This window comes from Serratia surfactantfaciens (assembly GCF_001642805.2).
Taxonomy (GTDB): Bacteria; Pseudomonadota; Gammaproteobacteria; order Enterobacterales; family Enterobacteriaceae; genus Serratia; species Serratia surfactantfaciens.
This window is the reverse complement of sequence record NZ_CP016948.1, coordinates 2,208,169-2,230,626: the sequence shown is the minus strand read 5'-3', so window position 1 is coordinate 2,230,626 and position 22,458 is coordinate 2,208,169. Positions and strand designations below refer to the sequence as shown.

The following is a 22,458-nucleotide window of genomic DNA, read 5'->3' as shown; positions in this document are numbered from 1 at the left end:
CCGCCTGCGGTTTTTTTTCGTCTGTGCTCAGGCTTACAGCGCGGCGATGATTTTGATTTCCACCTTGTACTTCGGATTCATCAGCTGCGCCTGCACGGTGCAGCGCACCGGCGCGCTGCCGGCGACCACCCAGGCGTCCCAGGCGGCGTTCATCGCAGCGAAGTCGGCGGTGTTGGCCAGGAAAATGGTGGCGTCAAGAATACGGCTCTTATCCGAACCTACGCGCGCCAGCAGCACGTCAATGGCGGCAAGGGCGTTGGCGGTCTGCGCGGTCGCGTCATCGTCGAGGTTCTCCGGCACGCTGGTGTAGTAAACGGTCTCGTTGTGCACCACGGCTTCGGACCAGCGCTTATCGGGATCAATTCTTTCAATATTCATTTGCTTATCTCCATATCATCGTCCCGCTAAGGGTAGCACAGCCGGTGATGAAAAAGCGCGGCGATAAAGTGGGTGGTAGCCGGGCGGCAGGCTTGGCATAATCACCGCTGAATGACACCGGCAGAGAGACAGCGTGACAGACGATTTTGCAACAGACGGCGCATTGGCGCAGGCTATCAAGGGATTCAAACCGCGTGAGCCGCAGCGGCAGATGGCGCAAGCCGTCACCGAGGCGATCAATTTCAAGCAGGAACTGGTGGTGGAAGCCGGCACCGGTACCGGCAAGACCTTCGCTTATCTGGCGCCGGCATTGCGCGCCGATCGCAAAGTGATCATCTCTACCGGTTCGAAAGCGTTGCAGGATCAGCTGTATGCGCGCGATCTGCCCACCGTCGCCAAGGCGCTGAAGTACAAAGGCAAGCTGGCGCTGCTCAAGGGGCGTTCCAACTACCTGTGCCTGGAGCGACTGGAGCAGCAGTCGATGGCCGGCGGCGAGCTGGCGGGCCAGACGCTGATCGACCTGGTGCAGCTGCGCAAGTGGTCGTCGCAGACCAAAGAGGGCGATATCAGCACCTGCAGCGAAGTGGCGGAAGACAGCTTCGTCTGGCCGCTGGTGACCAGCACCAATGACAACTGTCTGGGCAGCGACTGCCCGCTGTATCAGGATTGCTTCGTGGTCAAGGCGCGCCGCCGCGCGATGGATGCGGATGTGGTGGTGGTGAACCATCACCTGTTCCTGGCGGATATGGTGGTGAAAGAGGGCGGTTTCGCCGAGCTGATCCCGGAAGCCGAGGTGATGATTTTCGATGAAGCGCACCAAATTCCCGACATCGCCAGCCAGTATTTCGGCCAGCAGCTCACCAGCCGCCAGTTGCTGGATCTGGCGAAGGACATCACCATCGCCTACCGCACCGAGGTGCGCGACGCCGCCCAACTGCAAAAAAGCGCTGACCGTCTCAGCCTGAGTACGCAAGATTTTCGCCTGAATCTGGGGGAGCCGGGCTTTCGCGGCAATCTGCGCGACGTGCTGGGCGAACCGAACGTACAGCGCGCTCTGTTGTTGCTCGATGACGCGCTGGAGCTGTGTTATGACGTCATGAAACTGTCGCTGGGGCGTTCGGCGCTGCTGGATGCCGCTTTTGAGCGCGCCACGCTGTATCGCGCGCGCCTCAAACGGCTGAAGGCGGTGACGGAGCCGGGCTACAGCTATTGGTATGAATGCAATTCACGCCACTTCGTGTTGGCGCTGACGCCGCTGACGGTGGCCGATCGGTTCCGCGAAATGCTGGACGAGAAGCCGGGCAGCTGGATCTTTACCTCGGCCACGCTGTCGGTCAACGATCGGTTGGGCCATTTCACCGAACGGTTGGGGCTGACCAAGGCTAAAACGTTGCTGCTGCCGAGCCCGTTCGACTATGCCAAACAGGCGTTGCTGTGCGTGCCGCGCTTTTTGCCTTCGCCGAATCAACCGGGCGGAGCGCGCCAGTTGGCGCGCATGCTGCGGCCGTTAATCGAAGCCAACAACGGCCGCTGCTTCTTCTTATGTACCTCGCACCAGATGATGCGCGAGCTGGCGGAAGAGTTCCGCGCCACGATGACGCTGCCGGTATTATTGCAAGGGGAAACCAGCAAAGGGCAGCTGCTGGCGCAGTTCGTCGCTGCCGGTAACGCGCTGTTGGTGGCGACCAGCAGTTTTTGGGAAGGGGTGGACGTGCGCGGTGATGCGCTGTCTTGCGTCATCATCGATAAGCTGCCGTTCACGTCACCGGACGATCCGCTGTTGAAGGCGCGTATTGAAGATTGCCGCCTGCGCGGCGGCGATCCGTTCAATGACGTGCAGTTGCCGGATGCGGTCATCACCCTGAAGCAGGGCGTTGGGCGTTTGATCCGCGATACCGACGATCGCGGCGTGCTGGTGATTTGCGATAATCGTCTGGTGATGCGTCCTTATGGCGAGGTGTTCCTCAACAGCCTGCCGCCCACGCCGCGCACCCGCGATCTGAAGCAGGCCATCGCCTTCCTGCAGGCCGCCGAGACGTCGGCTACGTGAAAGATGAAGGGCTTACGGGGCTGTGCTACAATGCGCGCCCTGTATGAAAAACCCAGTTTTATTCCCGCCAGAGGTTGGCATGTCCACGCGAATTTTAGCGATCGATACCGCGACGGAAGCCTGTTCCGTCGCCGTCTGGAATCAAGGCGAAATCCACGCCCTGTTTGAGCTGTGCCCACGCGAGCATACGCAACGTATTTTACCTATGGTGCAGCAGGTGCTGGCGGAATCCGGTCTGGCGCTCAACCAGCTCGATGCGCTGGCCTTCGGCCGCGGCCCCGGCAGTTTTACCGGGGTGCGCATCGGCATCGGCATCGCTCAGGGCCTGGCGCTGGGCGCCGATCTGCCGATGATTGGCGTTTCCACGCTGCAAACCATGGCGCAGGGCGCCTGGCGCGTCAGCGGCGCTGAACGCGTGCTGGCGGCGATCGATGCGCGCATGGGCGAGGTCTACTGGGGGCAGTTCGAGCGTCAGGCTGACGGCCGCTGGCTGGAAAGCGAAGGCGAGGCGGTGCTGTCGCCGGTTCAGGCGTTGGAGCGCGCGCAGCGCCTGCAGGGGGAATGGGCCCACGTCGGCACCGGCTGGCAAACCTATCCCGATCTGGTCAAGGGTTCCGCTCTGAGCGTGCGTGACGGCCAGATGCTGTTGCCGCAGGCGCAAGACATGCTGCCGCTGGCGCTGCACGCCTGGCAACAGGGGCTGGCGGTGGCGGTAGAAAACGCCGAGCCGACCTACCTGCGCAATGAAGTGACCTGGAAAAAGCTGCCGGGCCGTGAGTAATCGCGGCGTATTGTGCTGTTGTTGATGCCGGGCGATGAAGGCCTGCAACTTGAACGATGAAACGCGGTCAAAGTTACAGGCATTTCAGGAGATTGCGACCATGTTAATCCGCACTGCAAGTAAAAAGCTGTCGCTGCTGGCCATCGCCTGCGGCGCGCTGGTTCTGACCGGGTGCGTCACCGTACCGGATGCGATCAAAGGCTCCAGCCCTTCGCCGGTGACTCAGCTTTCCTCGGTACAAAATGCACCGAACCTGTTTACCGGCGCGGAAGCCCGCTTCGGCGGCACCGTGGTGAACGTCGCCAACGAACAGGGGCGTACGGTGCTGGAGATCGCGGCAGTGCCGCTCGACAGCGGTGCGCGGCCGATATTGGGTGAACCCTCGCGCGGCCGCTTGCTGGCCACGGTAAACGGCTTCCTCGAGCCGGTTGATTTCAAAGGCCAACTGGTGACCGTTGTCGGCCCCATTACCGGCCTGAAAGAGGGGCGGATCGGCATGACGCCGTATCGCTTCGTGACGATGAACGTCACCGGTTTCAAACGCTGGCATCTGGTGCAGCAGGTGGTGATGCCGCCGGCGCCGATGGGGCCCTGGGGCTGGCGCGGTGGTCCGTGGGGACCCGGTTGGGGGGCTGGCTATGGCTGGTACAACCCTGGCCCGGCACAGGTGCAAACCATCGTAACCGAGTAGCATACGCTTGATGTGAACAAATTTGACAGGGCGGCTCAGGCCGCCCTTTTGCTTTTTGGGATAAGGAATATCCGACAATTAGTGACGTACATCGCAACCTGAATAATGTTTAAAACCCGAACTGGTCTGCTGAGTTAAAATATTGTTATGGTTAGGCTGCGAGTTTGAGGGCTGCGATGATAATTAGTAATGATTTCAGGAGTAATACCTTGGATAAGGTCTGGTTAAAACGGTATCCGGCAGATGTGCCCGCAGAGATTGATGCCGATCGCTATTCGTCGTTGATCGAAATGTTTGAGCATGCCGTGCAGCGCTATGCCGATCAGCCCGCCTTTATCAATATGGGTGAGGTGATGACCTTCCGCAAACTGGAAGAACGCAGCCGGGCTTTCGCGGCTTACCTGCAAAATGAACTGGGCCTCAAGAAGGGCGACCGCGTCGCGCTGATGATGCCTAACCTGCTGCAATATCCCATCGCCTTGTTTGGCATTCTGCGCGCCGGTATGGTGGTGGTCAACGTCAACCCGCTGTATACCCCGCGCGAGCTGGAGCACCAGCTAAACGACAGCGGCGTCAGCGCCATCGTCATCGTGTCCAACTTCGCCCATACGCTGGAAAAAGTGGTGTTCAACACCCAGGTCAAGCACGTGATTCTGACGCGCATGGGCGATCAGCTTTCGGCTGCCAAAGGCACGCTGGTCAACTTCGTGGTCAAGTACGTCAAGCGTCTGGTGCCGAAATACAACCTGCCGGATGCCATTTCATTCCGCAGCGCGCTGCAGCGTGGCCGCCGCCTGCAGTATGTAAAACCGGACATCATTAATGCCGATCTGGCCTTCCTGCAATACACCGGCGGCACGACCGGCGTGGCGAAGGGCGCGATGCTGACGCACCGCAACATGCAGGCCAACCTCGAGCAGGCCAAAGCCGCCTATTCGCCGCTGTTCCGTGAAGGGCAGGAACTGGTGGTGACGGCGTTGCCGCTGTATCACATTTTCGCGCTGACGGTGAACTGCCTGCTGTTTATCGACCTGGGCGGGCGCAATTTGCTGATCACCAACCCGCGCGACATTCCAGGGCTGGTGAAAGAACTGGGCAAATATCCGTTCACCGCCATGAGCGGGGTGAATACGCTGTTCAACGCGTTGCTGAACAACGAAGATTTCCACAAGCTCGATTTCTCTACGCTGCGCTTCTCGGTTGGCGGCGGCATGTCGGTGCAAAAGGCGGTGGCCGAGAAATGGGAGAAAACCACCGGCAAGCATTTGCTGGAAGGTTACGGCCTGACGGAGTGCGCACCGCTGGTGGCCGGCAACCCTTACGATCTGAAACACTACAGCGGCAGCATCGGCCTGCCGGTGCCGTCGACGGATATTCGACTGGTGGATGACAACGGTCAGGATGTGCCGCCGGGTGAACCGGGCGAACTGTGGGTCAAAGGGCCACAAGTTATGTTAGGCTATTGGCAGCGCCCGGAAGCCACCGACGAAGTGCTGAAAGACGGCTGGCTGGCGACCGGCGATGTGGTTACCGTAGACGAGCAGGGGTTTGTGCGCATCGTCGACCGCAAGAAAGACATGATCCTGGTCTCTGGTTTCAACGTCTATCCGAACGAGATCGAGGATGTGGTCAGCCAGCACCCGAAAGTGCTGGAATGTGCGGCGATCGGCGTGCCCAGTGAGGTTTCCGGTGAAACGGTGAAGATCTGCGTGGTGAAGAAAGACGCCTCGCTGACCAAGGAAGAGCTGTTGACCCATTGCCGCCGTCACCTGACCGGGTATAAAGTGCCTAAAATTGTTGAGTTCCGCGATGAGCTGCCGAAGTCGAACGTCGGCAAGATATTGCGGCGAGAACTGCGCGAGGAGCAAAAAACGCCGAAGCCGGCCGATGCCGCCTAGGTTTTGCCTTTGCGCCTGACTATCGACAACGCCGGTGAATGCCGGCGTTGTTGTGTTTGAATCCTACAAGAGAATGATGTTTTGAATTATCAGTTGATCACTACCGATGCCGGATTGCAGCAGGTCTGCGAGCAGGCGAGAAAGCATGCCCAGATAGCGCTGGACACCGAGTTTGTCAGAACGCGCACCTACTATCCGCAGCTGGGCCTGATCCAGCTCTACGACGGTGAACAACTCTCCCTTATCGATCCTTTGCCGATCAAGCAGTGGCAGCCGTTTGTCGAGCTGTTGGCCGATACCGCCGTGGTGAAATTCCTGCATGCCGGCAGCGAAGATCTCGAAGTGTTTCTCAACGCCTTTAAAACGCTGCCGACGGCGATGGTCGATACCCAGATCCTGGCGGCCTTTACCGGTCGGCCGCTCTCCTGCGGTTTCGCGACGCTGGTGGCGGAGTACATGAAGGTTGAGCTGGACAAAAGCGAGTCGCGCACCGACTGGCTGGCGCGCCCGCTGACCGAAAGACAGTGCGTATACGCGGCGGCCGACGTGTTCTATCTGCTGCCGATGGCCAAACAGCTGGTGCAGGAGACCGAAGAGGCCGGTTGGACCGCGGCGGCCAATAACGAGTGCCTGCTGTTGTGCCAACGCCGCAGCGAGACGCTGGCGCCGGAATTGGCCTATCGTGAAATCAGCAATGCCTGGCAGCTGCGTCCGCGCCAGCTGGGTTGTCTGCAGAAGCTGGCGGAGTGGCGGTTGCGCCAGGCGCGCGAGCGCGATTTGGCGGTGAACTTCGTGGTGCGGGAGGAAAACCTGTGGCAGGTGGCGCGCTATATGCCTTCTTCGCTGGGAGAACTGGATTCGCTGGGTCTGAGCGGGCCGGAGATCCGTTATCACGGTAAAACGCTGCTGGCGCTGGTGGCCGAGGCCGAAGCCTTGGACGAAGGCGAGCTGCCGGCGCCGTTGGCCAACCTTATCGATCAGCCGGGCTACAAGAAGGTGTTTAAAGACATCAAGGCGGCGATCGCCACCGTCAGCGAGCAAAGCGGGTTGAGCAGCGAGCTGCTGGCGTCCCGTCGCCAAATTAACCAACTGCTGAACTGGCATTGGAAACTGAAGGACGGCGAGAGTCGCCCTGAATTAATCAGCGGCTGGCGTGGCGATTTATTAATGGCGCCGTTGCAGGAGATCCTGAAAGAATATTAATCGCTGGCACTCACCAGGGCAGGGTAAGGAAACTCTGCTCGGGTGAATATAGGCAGGAAATAATGCGTTGGAGGTAAATCTGGCCAGAATTTACTTTAAACGAGGTGGCGGCAAAGTTAATTGGGAATTGTCCCAAAGGGAAAAATCGCTTTTTTGCTGCCGATGATGCTTATTAACTGGATGCACATACAGTTACCCCCTGCATAAAATATACAGGGGGTAATTAATGCGTCGCAATCATTTAGCTGCTTCTTCCGATTCCGGTAATGTCACGTTAAGTTCAAGTACCGAAATATCGTCCCCTTTCTGCTCGAACTGCACATGCAGCATTTCAGGATCGATCTGAATGTATTTGCAAATAACCGCCAGAATATCGCGTTTCAGATCAGGCAGATACGGGGGCTCACTGTCCCCGCGACGACGCTCTGCGACGATAATCTGCAGCCGTTCCTTGGCTATATTGGCTGTCTGTTTTTTGCGGGACAGAAAGAAGTCTAATAAGGCCATGGTTTATCCCCCAAAAAGGCGTTTCAGGAAACCCTTCTTCTCTTCTTCAATGAAGCGGAATGGGCGTTCTTCCCCCAACAAGCGGCAAACGGTATCGTCATACGCCTTACCGGCGTCTGACTCGGCATCCAGAATGACAGGCTCACCCTGGTTGGAAGCACGCAGCACTGACTGGTCTTCCGGAATCACACCCACCAGCGGAATGCGCAGGATCTCCAGCACGTCTTCCATGCTCAGCATGTCACCACGGCTGACGCGGCCCGGGTTGTAACGGGTCAGCAGCAGGTGTTCCTTGATAGGCGATTCGCCTTTCTCGGCACGGCGCGACTTGGAAGAAAGGATCCCCAGAATACGGTCGGAGTCACGTACCGAAGAGACTTCCGGGTTGGTGGTGATGATAGCTTCGTCGGCGAAGTACAGCGCCATCAGCGCACCGGTTTCGATACCGGCCGGCGAGTCGCACACTACGAAGTCAAAATCCATCTCACCGAGATCGTTGAGGACCTTTTCAACGCCTTCTCGGGTCAGCGCGTCTTTGTCGCGCGTCTGCGAAGCAGGCAGGATATAGAGGTTTTCAGTGCGTTTGTCTTTGATCAACGCCTGATTCAGCGTGGCGTCGCCCTGAATCACGTTCACGAAATCATAAACTACCCGACGTTCGCAGCCCATAATCAGGTCAAGATTACGCAGACCGATATCGAAATCGATCACCACGGTTTTCTTGCCTTTCTGGGCCAGGCCGGTAGCGATGGCCGCGCTCGAAGTGGTCTTGCCAACGCCCCCTTTACCCGATGTAACAACAATAATGCGTGCCATGAAATGGATTCCTTGTCAAAAGGGCTTAGTTTAAAGGTTGTATGGTTAAAGCGTTATCCAACAGGCTGAGTCGTACGGCCTGCCCGACGTAATCGGACGGGATTTGATCGCTCAACCAGTACTGCCCTGCGATAGAGACTAGCTCAGCCGCCAGGTGGGTGCAAAAAATCTGACATTGCGTGTCGCCTGACGCGCCTGCCAGTGCGCGGCCGCGCATCATGCCATAGACGTGAATATTGCCGTCGGCAATCAATTCGGCGCCGGCGCTGACGCTGCTGGTCACGATAAGATCGCAGTTGCGGGCGTAAATCTGTTGGCCGGAACGGACAGGCGTGCTGATGATGCGCGTTTTGGCGGGGGCGTTATCCGCCGCCACTGGCGCAGGGGTAGGCTCCGGCGCCGCCATTTTCTGGCCTTTGCCTTCGCTCAGCAGCGGTAGCCCGGCGCGGGCTACCGCGCGCTTTTGTCGCTCATCTCTGCAACCGCTGATACCCACAACGCGCAGACCTGCCGCCGCGACAGCCTGTTGAAGTTCTTTCCAGTTCGCATCGCCATCCAGCGTTGCGACGTTGATAACAACAGGGGCGTTTTTCAGAAAAGCGGGCGCTTGCTCAACTTTTTCTTGTAACGCCTGACGTATTACCTCGGGCTGCGAATTATGCAAATGAACAACCGATAGGGTAAAACTGCTGCCTTTTAGCTCAATTGGCGATTGTGACATCTATCCTGACTCAGTCTCAGCAACTTTAAATCCCCGGAATACCACTCGGGGTGCGATATTCCGATGTACTATAAGCATGTTATAGTCAGAGTTATATCCAGGCAAGACGCTCCCTCAATTAAATAGAGTTAAAAAAATGCTTTGTGTGATCTATAGAAGCCCGAAACGCGATCAAACTTATCTTTATGTCGAAAAAAAAGACGATTTCTCTCGTGTGCCGGAAGAACTGATGAAAAGTTTCGGCGTGCCGCAATTCGCCATGATGCTTTCGCTCGATGAACGCAAGAAATTGGCTTCGGCGGATATCGAAAAGGTGAAGCAGGCGCTGAAAGACGAAGGCTATTACCTGCAGTTCCCGCCGCCGGTTGAAAATCTGCTCAACCAGCATCTGGCGGGCGACAAGTCCTGAGGCAGGCGCTGCGGCCAGGGGAGGCGCGATGACACGTTCAGTGAGAACAACCGCGCTGGCCGTTTGGCTGGCGCTGGGCGGTGCGCTGATACCGGGCTCGTCACACGCGGCGCAGGAGACGACGCTGGCGGCGAGCGGCCGCGATCCGGCGCAGTTTCCGGCGTATGTCGAGCAGCTTAAGCGGCGGGCGAGGGAGCAGGGCATCAGTCAGGGCACGCTCGACCGCGCTTTTGCGCAAATCCATTTCGTCGATCGGGTGATCAAGGCCGATCGCAATCAGCCGGAGCAGAAGGTAACCCTGGACGACTACCTGCGGCGGGTGATGTCGCCCGTCAAGGTGCGCCAGGGGCGCGAACTGTACCGGCAGCGCCATGCGCAATTGTCGCGGGCCAGCGAGCGTTATCGGGTGCCGGGGCGCTATATCATCGCGCTGTGGGGCATGGAGAGTGCCTATGGCAAGATTCAGGGGCGGGAAGACGTGGTGTCTGCGCTGGCGACGCTGGCGTTCGAAGGGCGCCGCGAGGCCTTTTTCAGTCAGGAGCTGCTGGCGGCGCTGCAGATAATCGAGCAGGGACACGTTGGCGATGCGTCGCTGAAAGGGTCCTGGGCCGGCGCGATGGGGCAATGCCAGTTTATGCCGAGTTCCTTCCTGCGCTATGCGGCGGATGGCGATGGTGACGGGCGCATCGATATCTGGAATAACATCGATGACGTATTTGCCTCTACCGCCAGCTATTTATCCAAAGAGGGCTGGCAGCCCGGCATCGGTTGGGGGCGCGAGGTCAAGCTGCCCGCCGGTTTCATCCGGGCCGAACTGGGGCTGAAGGATGCGCAGGCGCGCAGCGTCAACGATTGGCAACAACGCGGCGTGCGGCGTGCGGATGGCAGTGCGTTGCCGCACGCCATTCAGCGCGGCTGGATCATTGCGCCGGACGATCTGCAGGGGCGGACGTTCCTGGTCTATGATAATTTCCGCACCCTGATGCACTGGAATCGCTCTTACTATTTCGCTATCGCCGTGGGTATGATGGCGGACGCGATCGGACATTGATTCGACACACCAATAATCGGCTTGGCGCGCCAAGCCTCTACAGTTTGGGAGAAGCGGTATGTATCAACATAGAGACTGGCAGGGTTCGTTGCTCGATTTCCCGGTGAACAAGGTGGTTTGCGTCGGCAGCAACTACGCCGATCACATCAAGGAAATGGGCAGCGCGGTTTCCGTCGAGCCGGTGGTGTTTATCAAACCGGAAACGGCGCTGTGCGATATCCGCCAGCCGGTGGCCATCCCTAAAGAGTTCGGTTCAGTGCACCATGAGGTCGAGCTGGCGGTGCTGATCGGCACGCCGCTGAAACAGGCCAACGAAGACCGCGTGGCGCGGGCGATCGCCGGTTACGGCGTGGCGCTCGATCTGACGCTGCGCGATCTGCAGGCGGGCTTTAAAAAAGCCGGTCAGCCGTGGGAAAAGGCCAAGGCCTTCGACGGTTCCTGCCCGATGTCGGGATTTATCCCGGTAGCCGAGTTCGGCGATCCGCAAAACGCCGAGCTGTCGTTGACCGTTAACGACCAGCTGCGCCAGCAGGGCAATACGCGTGACATGATCACGCCGATCCTGCCGCTTATCAGCTACATGAGCCGTTTCTTCACGCTGCGCGCCGGCGACATCATTCTGACCGGCACGCCGCAGGGCGTGGGCCCGATGGCTTCCGGCGACATGCTGAAAATCAGCCTGAACGGCAAAACCCTCAGCACCCGGGTGATCTGATTTCTCCTCGCCGCCGGCATCGTCGGCGGCAAAACTTGCATCTCGCGGCTAAAATGTCTATATAGTCCCCCCTCGAACCTGTGCGCAGGTGACTTTTCCCTTTACCTAAACCGGACGCTAACATGTCACAACTCGCTTTTTGGCAACAGAAAACGCTGGCGGAAATGTCAGAACAAGAGTGGGAGTCGTTGTGCGACGGGTGCGGGCAATGCTGTTTGAATAAGCTGATCGACGAAGATACCGACGAGATTTATTTTACCAACGTAGCCTGCAACCAGCTCAACATCAAATCCTGCCAATGCCGCAACTACGAGCGGCGCTTCGAGCTGGAAGAAGACTGCATCAAACTGACGCGCGAGAACCTCACCACCTTCGATTGGCTGCCACCTACCTGCGCCTACCGTCTGATTGGCGAAGGTAAACCGCTGTTCCCCTGGCACCCGTTGCTGAGCGGCTCCAAGGCGGCGATGCACGGCGAGCGCATCACGGTGCGGCATATCGCGGTGCGTGAGAGCGAAGTGGTGGACTGGCAGGACCATATCCTCAACAAGCCGGACTGGGCCAGGTAAAATCGGAACCCTTGCGGATCAAGGCGGAGCGCGATGCAAGAGGGCGGAGTGGTTGGGCACTCCCCCTTTGCGTTGTTGAGCTAACCCGCTGGCGTGGGGCTCATGGCATAAGCCGTCATTTCACTCTTTTTTATCGCGCCGGTGCCAGTTCGCCAGGTTTTTTAGCGGTTGTTTCACATAAGGGCTGGCTTTGATCAGGCTGAACAGCAGCTTATTCACCGCCGTACCCACCTTGTCCATCGGCCGGTCGATATCGAGAAACAACACCGCGCGTAGCTCGTCGGTATCATTACGCACTTCGTGCTCATAAGAGTCGTCAAACAAAATCACTTTGCCTTCATCCCAGTGCAGGATTTGATCGTCAACGCGGATCCACAGCTTTTCCCGATCCTTTGGCACGATTAATCCCAGATGAGCGCGCACCACGGCACGCGTCGGGCCTTTGTGCGGCACGATATGATAGTGCGGCTTAAGGATAGAGAACATGGCGGTGCGCATGCCGGGGATCTCGCTGACCGCTTGCGCGGTACGCGGGCAAATGGCGCAGTTTTCATCAACGCGTTGCCCATAGACAAACAGCCCGAAGGTTTTCCAGTTATCTCCTTTGGAGATGCGTTTCTGATCCGGTGATATTTGGTGGAATGCGGGAATATCTTCAGGATGCTCCAACAGGCGATCCAACTCCTCCCGAATGGCGGGCCAACGGGCTTCCAGCGCCGTCACCCAATTAAATTCATGATTACCGATCTGCGGCGTGGTGGAGATTAGCGAATGGCGAGTCTGAAACTCGCCGTTCCAGCGCAGGAATCTTTTCCCTGCTTTAAGCAGCAGGCGACGCAGGAACGGGCGCTGAGACGAGGGAGGCAATGCGGTATCCGGCATAGATCGTGTCCTTGATATCATTTGCTGTAGTCAGCCAAAGACTGGGCCCGGCTTACTAGAGAAAAAGTGTGGAAATCCAAACGTCATCAGCATAGGTAAAGAATCAGGAACGATTTTAATCATTAGTGCGCGAACGGTGAGTCGAGACTCGATGCGCGCTATCAGCATTGCGGGATAAGGGAGAATTTTTGCAAGTCAGGGGGCAGGGGGAAAAAAGCCCCTACATAGATGAGGGGCAAGACACACAACAACACCAGGGAAATCGGTAGTACTCACTTTGCCGATACTATAAGGATTTTATGGGCAAAGTTCACCAAAATATTGTGCTCTGAATGTGACAAAGGCGCAGTCGTTCATAAATAACGGTAATTTATTGTTGCCTGAAAGCCGAGAGGATTGCGCCGACATCGCCTGTTTTTGCCTGCCGGCATCACAGAAGTTTAATGTTATGTAAATTACGCGCGTAATCGAGCCAGGATGCTTCTTTTTAAGCGATAAGTTGGGTAATTTGGCCGCTCTCCCGCAAGTTCGAGAGCATAACAATGAAAATGGTTCGTCTGTTTGCCGTGGCTGGAGCGCTGATCGTGCTCGTTTATTTCCTCACACATACCTGAAATGGGGTTATCTCTGAATTTGACAGCAATACCCTAAAAAAAACGGCGCCTTCAGGCGCCGTTTTTGGTTTATGTACCGATCAGCGGCCGAACAGATCGCGGCGGCGTGGGCGAACAAACTGTGCGATCAACACGATCAGCGCCACCAGCAGGTAGGCGCCGAAGATGCCGACCAGCCATTGCGGCATTTCCAGGGTCAGGAACTGCCATTGGCGCACGGAACAGTCACCGGAGGCGTGGAACACCGCCGGCAGCCATTTGTCCAGCGGCAGCCACGAAGGGAAGCTGACGAAGAAATCGCAGGTATTGAACGGCGAAGGGTGCAGTTGGATCATGGTGTGCTTCCACGCCAGCTGAACGCCTTCCCAGGCGCTGTAGATCCACAGCAAGATCGCCGCGTAGCGCAGCGGGGTTTTCGGCGCGATGGCGCCCACCAGCGAGGCGCCGAGGATGCCGAACAGTGCGCAACGCTCGTAAATGCACATGACGCAGGGCTGCAGCAGCATCACGTGCTGGAAATAGAGCGCGACCAGTTCCAACACCAACGCTGTCAGGGCCATCAGCAGCCAGGCGCCGCGTCCTTGTGAACAGCGGTTAAAGAATTGCAACATATCTAGATTCTTCCATGCAGTAAGCAATTGAACCGGCAGTGTAAACCAATTCATCTTCGCTGCCAGCCACCTGGGCCGGTTTCCGCGTAAAAATAGTCGGTTTACTCTGCCGGCGCCGCATCAGTGGCCGATAGCGTCGAGAGGAGGCAGCGTCAGCCAGTGCCACTGCGTCAACAGTTCGGTCGCCGGCTCCAGCGTGAACTGTACGCACAGCAGGCCGACCACGGTCAGCACCACCGTATACGGCAGGGCCATCCACACCATGCGTCCATACGACAGGCGCACCAGCGGCGCCAGCGCCGACGTCAGCAGGAACAGGAACGCCGCCTGGCCGTTCGGGGTAGCGACAGAAGGCAGGTTGGTGCCGGTATTGATGGCGACCGCCAGCAGTTCAAACTGTTTCAGCGCAATGGCGCCAGACTCCAGCGCGGCACGCGCCTCGTTGATGTAAACCGTGCCGACGAACACGTTGTCGGAAACCGACGACAGCAGACCGTTGAACAGGTAGAACAGCGAAAGCTGAGAGGCGGGCTCGGCGCGCAGCACAAACTGGATCACCGGGCTGAACAGGTGCTGTTCGATGATCACCGCAACGACGGTGAAAAACACCGTCAACAGGGCGGTGAACGGCAGCGCTTCCTGGAACGCTTTGCCGATGGCGTGTTCATCGTTCACGCCACACAGCGAGGTGGCGAGAATGATCACCGACAGGCCGATCAACCCGACCTCGGCCAGGTGGAAGGCCAGCGCCAACACCAGCCAAACACCGATCAACGCCTGCATCACCAGCTTGAGTCGTTCTTGCTTGCTGCGGCCTGCAGTGGCCTTGCGGTCATACTCTTTCAGCACCTCGCGCACTGCGTCCGGCAGCTGCACGCCGTAGCCAAACAGACGAAAACGCTCTACCAGCCAGCAGACCAGCAGGCCGCACACCAGCACTGGCAAGGTGACCGGCGCCATACGCAGGAAGAAGTCGATGAAGCCCCAGTCCGCGCTCTTGGCGATGATCAGGTTCTGCGGCTCGCCCACCATCGTCATGACCCCGCCGAGCGCGGTGCCGACGCCGGCATGCATCAGCAGGCTGCGCAGAAAGGCGCGGAATTGTTCCAGCGTCTGTTTGCGCTCTTCGCCGGTGAAATCGCTGTCGTCGCCGATGTCGCCGTCGGGGCGATTTGAGGTCACGTTGTGATAGATGGAATAGAACCCTGTGGCGACGCTAATTACCACCGCCACGACCGTCAGCGCGTCGAGGAAAGCGGAAAGGAAGGCGGCGGCCAGGCAGAATGCCAGCGACAACAGCGTTTTCGAGCGGATGTTGAGCAGCAGTTTGGTAAATACGAACAGCAGCAGCTGCTTCATAAAGTAGATGCCGGCTACCATAAAGACCAGCAGCAGCAGCACTTCCAGATTATGTTCGATTTCCTGCGAGACCTGGGCCGGGCTGGTCATGCCGATGGCTACCGCCTCCAGCGCCAGCAGGCCGCCCGGCAGCAACGGGTAGCACTTCAACGCCATCGCCAGGGTAAAGATGAACTCCACCACCAGCAGCCAACCCGCGATAAACGGACTGGCGAAAAAGAACACCAGCGGGTTGATCGCCAGGAAAATAATAATGGTCAGTTTGTACCAGTCGGGAGATTGCCCCAGGAAGTTTTTGAGCAGGGCGCTGCGCAAGGTTGTTTCCATTGTCCTTTATGCATCCTTAAATCAGTCGTAGCACGTACCCTAACAACGCGGCGGGGGCGGGCGCAACCGGAGCTTGTTTTACGGCGGTAAATTTCTTGCAACCGGTGTTTTTGCGCGTTTTTTGCCACTTTATGCACACTTTCGTTTATTGTTTTTCGCTCACGCTATGTCATGTCTGTGTGATCTGGTATGATGAGCTGATTACTTTTACTGAATTTATCGTCGCAACGGAACGTCAAACACATGGTCATAAAGGCGCAGAGTCCTGCCGGTTTCGCGGAAGAGTACATTATTGAGAGTATTTGGAATAATCGCTTCCCCCCTGGCTCTATTTTGCCCGCGGAGCGTGAGCTTTCGGAGTTGATTGGCGTCACGCGCACCACATTACGTGAAGTGTTGCAACGTCTTGCCCGCGATGGCTGGTTGACCATTCAGCATGGCAAACCGACCAAAGTGAACAATTTCTGGGAAACGTCCGGCCTCAACATCCTTGAGACCGTAGCCCGTCTCGATCACAAAAGCGTCCCGCAGCTGATCGATAATCTGCTGTCGGTACGCACCAATATCGCGTCGATCTTTATTCGCGCCGCGGTGCGCAATCATCCGGAGCAGGCGCAGGAAGTGCTGGCGAAGGCCGCCGAAGTCGAAGATCAGGCGGATGCGTTCAATGTGCTGGATTATGAAATCTTCCGCGGTCTGGCGTTCGCTTCCGGCAACCCGATCTACGGCCTGATCTTCAACGGGTTGAAAGGGCTGTATACCCGCGTTGGCCGTTACTACTTCTCCAACCCGGAAGCGCGCAAGCTGGCGCTGACCTTCTACAGCAAACTGTCCACGCTGTGCCATGAGAAGATGTACGACCAGGTGATGGATACCGTGCGTAATTACGGTAAAGACAGCGGGGCGATTTGGCAGAGCATGCAGGGCACCATGCCAAGCGATCTGACCGAAGCGCGCCGCTGATCGCGTGCGAGCGAAATAATAAAGGGCGCCTTTCGGCGCCCTTTGTCGTTATGGCACAGCGGTTACTGCGGCGTAGGCCGCGGCGGGCAACGATCGAGCAGCTCTACGCTGCCGTCTTCGTTTTGCTGCTCGAGGATCACGTCGAAGCCCCACAGGCGATGCAGATGTTTCAACACGTCGCGGCGGCTTTTATCCAGCGGCGCGCGTTCCTGCGGAATATAACGCAGGGTCAGCGAGCGGTCGCCGCGCAAATCCACGTTCCAGATCTGAATGTTCGGTTCGTGGTTGCTCAAATTGTATTGCGCCGACAGCTCCTGGCGGATCGCCCGGTAGCCGGCTTCGTTGTGGATCGCGGCGATTTCCAGATAGTTGTTGCGATCGTCGTCCAGCACGGTGAACAAGCGGAAGTCGCGCATCACTTTGGGCGACAGGAACTGGCTGATGAAGCTCTCGTCCTTAAAGTCGCGCATGGCGAAATGCAACGTGTCCAGCCAGTCTTTGCCGGCGATGTCCGGGAACCAGTAGCGATCTTCTTCGGTCGGTGATTGGCAGATGCGCTTGATGTCCTGGAACATGGCAAAGCCCAGCGCGTAAGGGTTGATACCGTTATAGTACGGGCTGTTGTACGGCGGCTGGTACACCACGTTGGTGTGGCTGTGCAAAAACTCCAGCATAAAGCGTTCGGTCACCCGGCCTTCGTCGTACAGATGATTGAGGATGGTGTAGTGCCAGAAGGTGGCCCAACCCTCGTTCATCACCTGAGTCTGTTTTTGCGGGTAGAAATATTGGCTGACTTTGCGCACGATGCGCAACACCTCACGCTGCCAAGGCTCGAGCAGCGGCGCGTTCTTCTCGATAAAATAGAGGATATTTTCCTGCGGTTCACTCGGATAGCGGCGCGTCTGCTCCGGCGACTCTTCGCGCTCGACGCGCGGCAAGGTCTTCCACAGCGTGTTCACCTGGCTCTGCAGATACTCTTCGCGGCTTTTCTGGCGCGCTTTCTCTTCCACCAATGAAATTTTTTGCGGACGTTTGTACCGGTCGACGCCGTAATTCATCAGCGCGTGGCAGGAATCCAGCAGCCGTTCCACCTCATCGACGCCGTAGCGCTCTTCGCACTGGCTGATGTAGTGGCGAGCAAACAGCAGATAATCGACGATAGAGCTGGCATCAGTCCAGCTGCGGAACAGGTAGTTGTTCTTGAAGAACGAGTTGTGGCCATAGCAGGCGTGCGCCATCACCAGCGCCTGCATGGTGATGGTGTTCTCTTCCATCAGGTAGGCGATGCAGGGATTGGAGTTGATGACGATTTCATACGCCAGCCCTTGCTGGCCTTGCTTGTAGCGCTGCTCGGTTTCGATGAACTTTTTGCCGAAGGACCAATGGGTATAGTTGATCGGCATGCCGACGCTCGAATAAGCGTCCATCATCTGCTCGGAGGTGATCACCTCGATCTGATGGGGGTAGGTGTCGAGCCGGTAATGCTTGGCGACGCGGTCGATCTGCTCCAAATACACCTGCAGCAGTTCGAACGTCCAGTCCGGTCCATCGCTCAGCCGTTTATCATCCTTAACCTTTTCATGTGTTGAAGTAGTCATCAGCGCACCCTCATTATTCACGGGCCTCGCTCAAACGGCAGGCCCTGTAACAAGCATAGTTCAAGTCATAATTAACCGTTGCAAATCAGTGAAATAAAAATGCCGGTACGCAAGGGAGCGAACGGCGGTCGATCCGGCGCCGCGTCCGTCCCGGCAGAAGCCCCGCGCTTCTTCTCCGAGTATAGCCCTGCGGCATGGGGGCGCAATAGCTTGCTTACAGCGCCAGAATGATTGAAAACTGTTATGTTATATTGTAACTTTTCGTTTTTCTCAATTCTCAATGACGGACAAGGAGCGCATTTTGGCGAGGCATTTTGGCAAACTGGCGGTGGCGCTGGCGGCGATGTTCATAAGCGGACAGGCGGTCGCCCACGGGCATCATTCACATGGCAAACCGCTGACGGAAGTGGAAAAAAGGGCGGAAGCGGGCGTGTTCGACGACAAGGACGTCAAAGATCGCGACTTGGCCGACTGGGAGGGGGTATGGCAATCCGTCTATCCTTATTTGCTCAATGGGGAGCTTGACCCGGTGTTCAAGAAGAAAGCGACGCAGGATAACAGCAAGAGCTTCGCCGAAGTGAAGGCGTATTACCGCAAAGGGTACGCCACTGATGTGGATACCATCGGCATTGAGAACGGCGTCATGGAGTTTCACCGCGGAGATCAATCCAGCGCCTGTCAGTATAAGTACGCCGGGCATAAGATCCTGACTTATGTCTCCGGTAAAAAGGGCGTGCGCTATCTGTTCGAATGCCAGGATGCCGACAGCCAGGCACCGAAATTCGTGCAGTTCAGCGATCATATTATCGGCCCGCGCAAATCGGCGCATTTCCATATCTTTATGGGCAACACGTCGCAGGAGGCGCTGCTGAAAGAAATGGATAACTGGCCGACCTACTACCCGTTCCAGCTACAGACCAAAGAGGTCGTGGACGAGATGCTGCATCACTGACGCCGGTCTGTCCCACAGTCACAAGCCCGCACGGGTGGGCTTGTGCTCAGTCAAACGGCCTGATTTGCAGATAATCATCCGTAACCTCCAGTTCAAATAACGTTTCATCCGTCAACAACGCTGCGCGCATTCGCTCCCGGGCTTGCCGATAGCGTTCCTCCAATTGAACGGCACCGGCGCTTTCCCATGCGGCGCGGCTTGGCCACTGCGCATAGCCGATAAACTGCCCGCCCGCATCGCGATGCAAACGCGAACCGAGGCTGCCGCGCTGCAGATAGATACCCTGAGTCAACTCAAACCAGGCCTGGCGAAAGGCTGATTCGTGTCCGGTTTTGACTGAGAATCGGTAGATAGCGATAAACATAACAGGCACTCCAGAATAGCGATAATGTGAACTCTAGGATCTGCTCGACGGCATAACGGTTCATATCGTGCTGAGCGATGAAAAGGAGGGATTGGCGCCAGGGTGTGCGGCTGCTCAATTCAATAGCAATAATGGGGCTATTATTGGCTGAAATTTTACGCGACTTTTCTGCTGTGAAGACAATGACCCGGGTTTGTCTGTTGTGTTGGTTTTATGTGTTTTGTTGGTGTTTTATTCTATTTATGTGTTGGCTGATATTTTTATATTCTGTTAAAACCATGTTGCTTATCACGCCTTTTTTTGGTGCTGTCAGTGACAGCATTGCTAGCGATTCAGCGTCGACCTCACGTTATAATCCCCCATGAACCGCATCTTATCGCTATTTACTGGCGGCTATTGCAAATGCCTGGCCTATCGACGATAAATTAATTGTGAATATTGTCACGTTTGATGATGAAGTTGTTGGACGGATTTTTTCACTGAGTTAATTTCCTGTGAGCAGAAGATTATGCTTTGTGAAGCCTTGAGCTGGAGTCAGCGATGCGAGTGGTAATTTTAGGTAGTGGAGTGGTGGGCGTAGCCAGTGCCTGGTATTTGGCGAAAGCGGGGCATGAGGTGACGGTGATCGATCGTCAGCCCGGCCCGGCATTGGAGACCAGCGCGGCGAACGCCGGGCAGATCTCACCGGGCTATGCTGCCCCCTGGGCGGCGCCGGGCGTGCCGCTGAAAGCCATCAAGTGGATGTTCCAGCGCCATGCGCCGTTGGCGGTCCGCCTCGACGGCAGCAGCTTCCAGCTGAGCTGGATGTGGCAGATGCTGAAAAACTGCAATACCGAACACTACATGACCAACAAAGGCCGCATGGTGCGCCTGGCGGAATATAGCCGCGATTGCATCAAAGCGCTGCGCCAGGAAACCGGCATCCAGTACGAAGGGCGTCAGGGCGGCACGTTGCAGCTGTTCCGTACCCAACAACAGTTTGAAAACGCGGCGAAAGACATCGCGGTATTGGAAGATGCCGGGGTGCCTTACCGGTTGCTGGAGGCCAACCAGCTCGCCAGCGTCGAACCGGCTCTGGCGCAGGTGGCGCACAAGCTGACGGGCGGTTTGCAGTTGCCTAACGACGAAACCGGCGATTGTCAGCTGTTCACGCAGCAATTGGCGAAGATGGCAGAGCAGGCGGGCGTGACCTTCCTGTTCAACCGCAGCGTCGATCGCCTGCTGGTGGAGGGCGACAAGATCGCCGGCGTGCAGTGCGGTGAAGAGGTGTTCAAAGCCGATAGCTACGTGGTGGCGTTCGGGTCGTACTCTACGGCGCTGCTGCGCGGCCTGGTGTCTATCCCGGTTTACCCGTTGAAGGGCTATTCGCTGACCATCCCGATCGCTGATGAAACGGCGGCGCCATTCTCTACGGTACTGGATGAGACGTACAAAATCGCCATTACCCGTTTCGACCAGCGTATTCGCGTCGGCGGTATGGCGGAGATCGTCGGTTTCAATACTCAGCTGGAGCAAAAACGGCGCGAAACGCTGGAGATGGTGGTGCGCGATCTCTATCCGAACGGCGGCAGAGTGGAGGACGCGACGTTCTGGACCGGGCTGCGCCCAATGACGCCGGACGGAACGCCGATCGTCGGCCGCACTTCGCTGAAGAATCTGTACCTCAACACCGGGCATGGCACGTTGGGCTGGACGATGGCCTGCGGTTCCGGGCAGTTGCTGTCCGATCTGATGTCCGGCATTACGCCGGCGATCCCTTCCGATGATCTGGCGGTGGCGCGCTACAGCGCCGGGTTTCGCCAGCAACACGCGGTTCCGCTGAGCGACGTGCATCCCGCACGCTAATCGTCCGATTCGATTATAGACTTTCCTGGCCACGCGCAGGCGCGCGTGGCCGCTGTATGCTGCCCCAAGGAGAAGCGATGCCCCGTCCGATAACCGCCACGATGCATCTCGGCGCGATTGAAAACAACCTGCAGGTGGTGCGCCGTTTTGCCCCCGGCGCCAAAGTCTGGGCGGTGGTTAAAGCCAACGCCTATGGCCACGGCATCAAGAACGTTTGGCGCAGCATGGCGCAAACCGACGGTTTCGCCATGCTGGATCTGGCCGAAGCGGTGCTGCTGCGTGAGTCCGGCTGGCAGGGGCCGATTCTGCTGCTGGAGGGCTTTTTCCAGCCGCAGGATCTGGCGCTGCTCGACCGTTATCACCTGACGACGGCGGTGCACAGCGACTGGCAGTTGGCGGCGATCGCCGACGCCAGGCTGAGCGCGCCGCTCGACGTCTATTTGAAAGTGAATAGCGGCATGAACCGGCTGGGATTCGCACCCGAACGGCTGCACGAGGTGTGGCGCAGGGCGCAGGCGGTTGCCAACATCGCCGAGCTGACGCTGATGAGCCATTTCGCCACCGCCGACGGCCCGGAAGGAGTGACCCGGCAGATGGCCACCATCGAGGCGGCCGCCGCCGATATACCGCTGCCGCGCTGCCTGGCCAACTCGGCCGCCACGCTGTGGCATCCTTCGACCCACGGCAGCTGGGTGCGCCCTGGGATCATTCTCTATGGCGCCTCGCCGAGCGGTTGCTGGAGTGATGTGGCGTCGACGGGGTTGCAGCCGGCGATGACGCTGAGCAGTGAAATCATCGGCATTCAGCAATTGAAGTCTGGCGATCGCGTCGGCTATGGCGGCCGTTACAGCGCCGCCGGCGCGCAGCGTATCGGTGTGGTGGCCTGCGGTTATGCCGACGGCTATCCGCGTCATGCGCCGACCGGTACGCCGGTATGGGTGGATGGCGTACTGACGCGCACCCTGGGAACGGTATCGATGGATATGCTGGCGGTAGATTTAACGCCCTGTCCACAAGCCGAATTGGGCGCCGAAGTCGAGCTGTGGGGGAAACGCCTGCCGGTGGACGAAGTAGCCACGGCGGCAGGGACGTTAGGTTATGAGCTGTTGTCGGCGTTAGCGGCGCGGGTGCCGGTCGTCACCGAAGCCTGAGCC

The 22,458-nt window shown here is 57.7% G+C and carries 22 protein-coding genes; 13 read left to right on the top strand and 9 right to left on the bottom strand.

Features of this window, described 5'->3' with window-relative positions; genetic code table 11:
* Nucleotides 1-33: 33 nt before the first annotated feature.
* Nucleotides 34-378 carry a RidA family protein gene (locus ATE40_RS10505; protein ID WP_019452795.1) on the bottom strand — a complete coding sequence of 115 codons (345 nt, stop codon included), beginning with the start codon at nucleotides 376-378 and terminating at the stop codon, nucleotides 34-36.
* Between the two features lie 133 nt (nucleotides 379-511).
* On the opposite strand from ATE40_RS10505, the gene ATE40_RS10500 reads away from it, so the two are divergent.
* The 5 genes from ATE40_RS10500 to rnd all read left to right on the top strand — a co-directional run bounded on the left by ATE40_RS10500 (nucleotide 512) and on the right by rnd (nucleotide 7,001).
* Nucleotides 512-2,428 carry a DNA repair helicase YoaA gene (locus ATE40_RS10500; RefSeq protein ID WP_063918479.1) on the top strand — a complete coding sequence of 639 codons (1,917 nt, stop codon included), beginning with the start codon at nucleotides 512-514 and terminating at the stop codon, nucleotides 2,426-2,428.
* Nucleotides 2,429-2,507: 79 nt separating this feature from the next.
* Nucleotides 2,508-3,209 carry a tRNA (adenosine(37)-N6)-threonylcarbamoyltransferase complex dimerization subunit type 1 TsaB gene (tsaB, locus tag ATE40_RS10495; RefSeq protein ID WP_019452793.1) on the top strand — a complete coding sequence of 234 codons (702 nt, stop codon included), beginning with the start codon at nucleotides 2,508-2,510 and terminating at the stop codon, nucleotides 3,207-3,209.
* A gap of 100 nt (nucleotides 3,210-3,309) precedes the next feature.
* Complete coding sequence (locus ATE40_RS10490; RefSeq protein WP_063918637.1) at nucleotides 3,310-3,900, top strand: Slp family lipoprotein; 591 nt, start codon at nucleotides 3,310-3,312, stop codon at nucleotides 3,898-3,900.
* Between the two features lie 209 nt (nucleotides 3,901-4,109).
* Nucleotides 4,110-5,798 (top strand): long-chain-fatty-acid--CoA ligase FadD, encoded by a 1,689-nt coding sequence (fadD, locus tag ATE40_RS10485; protein WP_063918478.1) that lies wholly within the window; start codon nucleotides 4,110-4,112, stop codon nucleotides 5,796-5,798.
* Nucleotides 5,799-5,879: 81 nt separating this feature from the next.
* A complete protein-coding gene (rnd, locus tag ATE40_RS10480; protein WP_063918477.1) occupies nucleotides 5,880-7,001 on the top strand; it encodes a ribonuclease D in 1,122 nt (373 codons plus the stop codon).
* Between the two features lie 237 nt (nucleotides 7,002-7,238).
* On the opposite strand, the gene minE is transcribed toward rnd, so the two are convergent.
* The 3 genes from minE to minC are packed head-to-tail and all read right to left on the bottom strand — an operon-like array spanning nucleotide 7,239 to nucleotide 9,045.
* Entirely contained in the window at nucleotides 7,239-7,508 is a 270-nt protein-coding gene (gene minE / locus ATE40_RS10475; RefSeq protein ID WP_004932303.1) for a cell division topological specificity factor MinE, read from the bottom strand.
* A 3-nt stretch (nucleotides 7,509-7,511) separates the two neighbouring features.
* Nucleotides 7,512-8,324, bottom strand: a complete 813-nt coding sequence (gene minD / locus ATE40_RS10470; protein ID WP_004932300.1) for a septum site-determining protein MinD — start codon at nucleotides 8,322-8,324, stop codon at nucleotides 7,512-7,514.
* A 25-nt stretch (nucleotides 8,325-8,349) separates the two neighbouring features.
* Nucleotides 8,350-9,045, bottom strand: coding sequence for a septum site-determining protein MinC (gene minC / locus ATE40_RS10465; RefSeq protein ID WP_063918476.1), 696 nt, complete (start codon nucleotides 9,043-9,045; stop codon nucleotides 8,350-8,352).
* Between the two features lie 136 nt (nucleotides 9,046-9,181).
* Here minC and ATE40_RS10460 point away from each other — a divergent pair, with 136 nt between their 5' ends.
* The 4 genes from ATE40_RS10460 (at nucleotide 9,182) to ATE40_RS10445 (ending at nucleotide 11,789) form a co-directional block, all read left to right on the top strand.
* Nucleotides 9,182-9,454, top strand: a complete 273-nt coding sequence (locus ATE40_RS10460) for a YcgL domain-containing protein (protein WP_019452788.1) — start codon at nucleotides 9,182-9,184, stop codon at nucleotides 9,452-9,454.
* Nucleotides 9,455-9,482: 28 nt separating this feature from the next.
* Nucleotides 9,483-10,505, top strand: coding sequence for a lytic murein transglycosylase (locus tag ATE40_RS10455; RefSeq protein ID WP_063918475.1), 1,023 nt, complete (start codon nucleotides 9,483-9,485; stop codon nucleotides 10,503-10,505).
* A gap of 58 nt (nucleotides 10,506-10,563) precedes the next feature.
* A complete protein-coding gene (locus ATE40_RS10450; protein WP_025159804.1) occupies nucleotides 10,564-11,220 on the top strand; it encodes a fumarylacetoacetate hydrolase family protein in 657 nt (218 codons plus the stop codon).
* Nucleotides 11,221-11,342: 122 nt separating this feature from the next.
* A complete protein-coding gene (locus tag ATE40_RS10445; RefSeq protein ID WP_025159803.1) occupies nucleotides 11,343-11,789 on the top strand; it encodes a YcgN family cysteine cluster protein in 447 nt (148 codons plus the stop codon).
* A gap of 120 nt (nucleotides 11,790-11,909) precedes the next feature.
* Here the strand turns inward: ATE40_RS10445 and ATE40_RS10440 are convergent, their stop codons facing one another.
* From ATE40_RS10440 to nhaB, 3 genes are all read right to left on the bottom strand, one after another.
* Nucleotides 11,910-12,671 carry an aspartyl/asparaginyl beta-hydroxylase domain-containing protein gene (locus ATE40_RS10440; protein ID WP_019452784.1) on the bottom strand — a complete coding sequence of 254 codons (762 nt, stop codon included), beginning with the start codon at nucleotides 12,669-12,671 and terminating at the stop codon, nucleotides 11,910-11,912.
* 694 nt (nucleotides 12,672-13,365) lie between these two features.
* On the bottom strand, nucleotides 13,366-13,896 hold the full coding sequence (gene dsbB / locus ATE40_RS10435) for a disulfide bond formation protein DsbB (RefSeq protein WP_004932277.1): 531 nt from the start codon (nucleotides 13,894-13,896) through the stop codon (nucleotides 13,366-13,368).
* 120 nt (nucleotides 13,897-14,016) lie between these two features.
* Complete coding sequence (gene nhaB, locus ATE40_RS10430) at nucleotides 14,017-15,582, bottom strand: sodium/proton antiporter NhaB (protein WP_063918474.1); 1,566 nt, start codon at nucleotides 15,580-15,582, stop codon at nucleotides 14,017-14,019.
* A 243-nt stretch (nucleotides 15,583-15,825) separates the two neighbouring features.
* On the opposite strand from nhaB, the gene fadR reads away from it, so the two are divergent.
* Nucleotides 15,826-16,545 (top strand): fatty acid metabolism transcriptional regulator FadR, encoded by a 720-nt coding sequence (fadR, locus tag ATE40_RS10425; RefSeq protein WP_025159802.1) that lies wholly within the window; start codon nucleotides 15,826-15,828, stop codon nucleotides 16,543-16,545.
* A gap of 62 nt (nucleotides 16,546-16,607) precedes the next feature.
* Here fadR and ATE40_RS10420 read toward each other — a convergent pair whose 3' ends face one another.
* Nucleotides 16,608-18,143, bottom strand: coding sequence for a SpoVR family protein (locus ATE40_RS10420; protein WP_063918473.1), 1,536 nt, complete (start codon nucleotides 18,141-18,143; stop codon nucleotides 16,608-16,610).
* Nucleotides 18,144-18,444: 301 nt separating this feature from the next.
* On the opposite strand from ATE40_RS10420, the gene zinT reads away from it, so the two are divergent.
* A complete protein-coding gene (gene zinT / locus ATE40_RS10415; protein WP_063918472.1) occupies nucleotides 18,445-19,095 on the top strand; it encodes a metal-binding protein ZinT in 651 nt (216 codons plus the stop codon).
* Between the two features lie 46 nt (nucleotides 19,096-19,141).
* On the opposite strand, the gene ATE40_RS10410 is transcribed toward zinT, so the two are convergent.
* A complete protein-coding gene (locus tag ATE40_RS10410; RefSeq protein ID WP_063918471.1) occupies nucleotides 19,142-19,459 on the bottom strand; it encodes an antibiotic biosynthesis monooxygenase family protein in 318 nt (105 codons plus the stop codon).
* Nucleotides 19,460-19,999: 540 nt separating this feature from the next.
* Here ATE40_RS10410 and ATE40_RS10405 point away from each other — a divergent pair.
* Together ATE40_RS10405 and dadX are read left to right on the top strand one after the other, a co-directional pair.
* Complete coding sequence (locus ATE40_RS10405; RefSeq protein ID WP_025159801.1) at nucleotides 20,000-21,304, top strand: D-amino acid dehydrogenase; 1,305 nt, start codon at nucleotides 20,000-20,002, stop codon at nucleotides 21,302-21,304.
* A gap of 77 nt (nucleotides 21,305-21,381) precedes the next feature.
* The gene (gene dadX / locus ATE40_RS10400) at nucleotides 21,382-22,455 is read left to right on the top strand and encodes a catabolic alanine racemase DadX (protein WP_063918470.1); all 1,074 of its coding nucleotides are present in this window, start codon (nucleotides 21,382-21,384) and stop codon (nucleotides 22,453-22,455) included.
* The last annotated feature ends 3 nt before the right edge of the window (nucleotides 22,456-22,458 follow it).

Coding starts and splice junctions, on each gene's coding strand:
- ATE40_RS10505 (WP_019452795.1), bottom strand. CDS start 378: ATGAATATTGAAAGAATTGATCCCGATAAGCGCTGGTCCGAAGCCGTG.
- tsaB (WP_019452793.1), top strand. CDS start 2,508: ATGTCCACGCGAATTTTAGCGATCGATACCGCGACGGAAGCCTGTTCC.
- ATE40_RS10490 (WP_063918637.1), top strand. CDS start 3,310: ATGTTAATCCGCACTGCAAGTAAAAAGCTGTCGCTGCTGGCCATCGCC.
- minE (WP_004932303.1), bottom strand. CDS start 7,508: ATGGCCTTATTAGACTTCTTTCTGTCCCGCAAAAAACAGACAGCCAAT.
- minD (WP_004932300.1), bottom strand. CDS start 8,324: ATGGCACGCATTATTGTTGTTACATCGGGTAAAGGGGGCGTTGGCAAG.
- minC (WP_063918476.1), bottom strand. CDS start 9,045: ATGTCACAATCGCCAATTGAGCTAAAAGGCAGCAGTTTTACCCTATCG.
- ATE40_RS10460 (WP_019452788.1), top strand. CDS start 9,182: ATGCTTTGTGTGATCTATAGAAGCCCGAAACGCGATCAAACTTATCTT.
- ATE40_RS10455 (WP_063918475.1), top strand. CDS start 9,483: ATGACACGTTCAGTGAGAACAACCGCGCTGGCCGTTTGGCTGGCGCTG.
- ATE40_RS10450 (WP_025159804.1), top strand. CDS start 10,564: ATGTATCAACATAGAGACTGGCAGGGTTCGTTGCTCGATTTCCCGGTG.
- ATE40_RS10445 (WP_025159803.1), top strand. CDS start 11,343: ATGTCACAACTCGCTTTTTGGCAACAGAAAACGCTGGCGGAAATGTCA.
- ATE40_RS10440 (WP_019452784.1), bottom strand. CDS start 12,671: ATGCCGGATACCGCATTGCCTCCCTCGTCTCAGCGCCCGTTCCTGCGT.
- dsbB (WP_004932277.1), bottom strand. CDS start 13,896: ATGTTGCAATTCTTTAACCGCTGTTCACAAGGACGCGGCGCCTGGCTG.
- nhaB (WP_063918474.1), bottom strand. CDS start 15,582: ATGGAAACAACCTTGCGCAGCGCCCTGCTCAAAAACTTCCTGGGGCAA.
- fadR (WP_025159802.1), top strand. CDS start 15,826: ATGGTCATAAAGGCGCAGAGTCCTGCCGGTTTCGCGGAAGAGTACATT.
- ATE40_RS10420 (WP_063918473.1), bottom strand. CDS start 18,143: ATGACTACTTCAACACATGAAAAGGTTAAGGATGATAAACGGCTGAGC.
- ATE40_RS10410 (WP_063918471.1), bottom strand. CDS start 19,459: ATGTTTATCGCTATCTACCGATTCTCAGTCAAAACCGGACACGAATCA.
- ATE40_RS10405 (WP_025159801.1), top strand. CDS start 20,000: ATGCGAGTGGTAATTTTAGGTAGTGGAGTGGTGGGCGTAGCCAGTGCC.
- dadX (WP_063918470.1), top strand. CDS start 21,382: ATGCCCCGTCCGATAACCGCCACGATGCATCTCGGCGCGATTGAAAAC.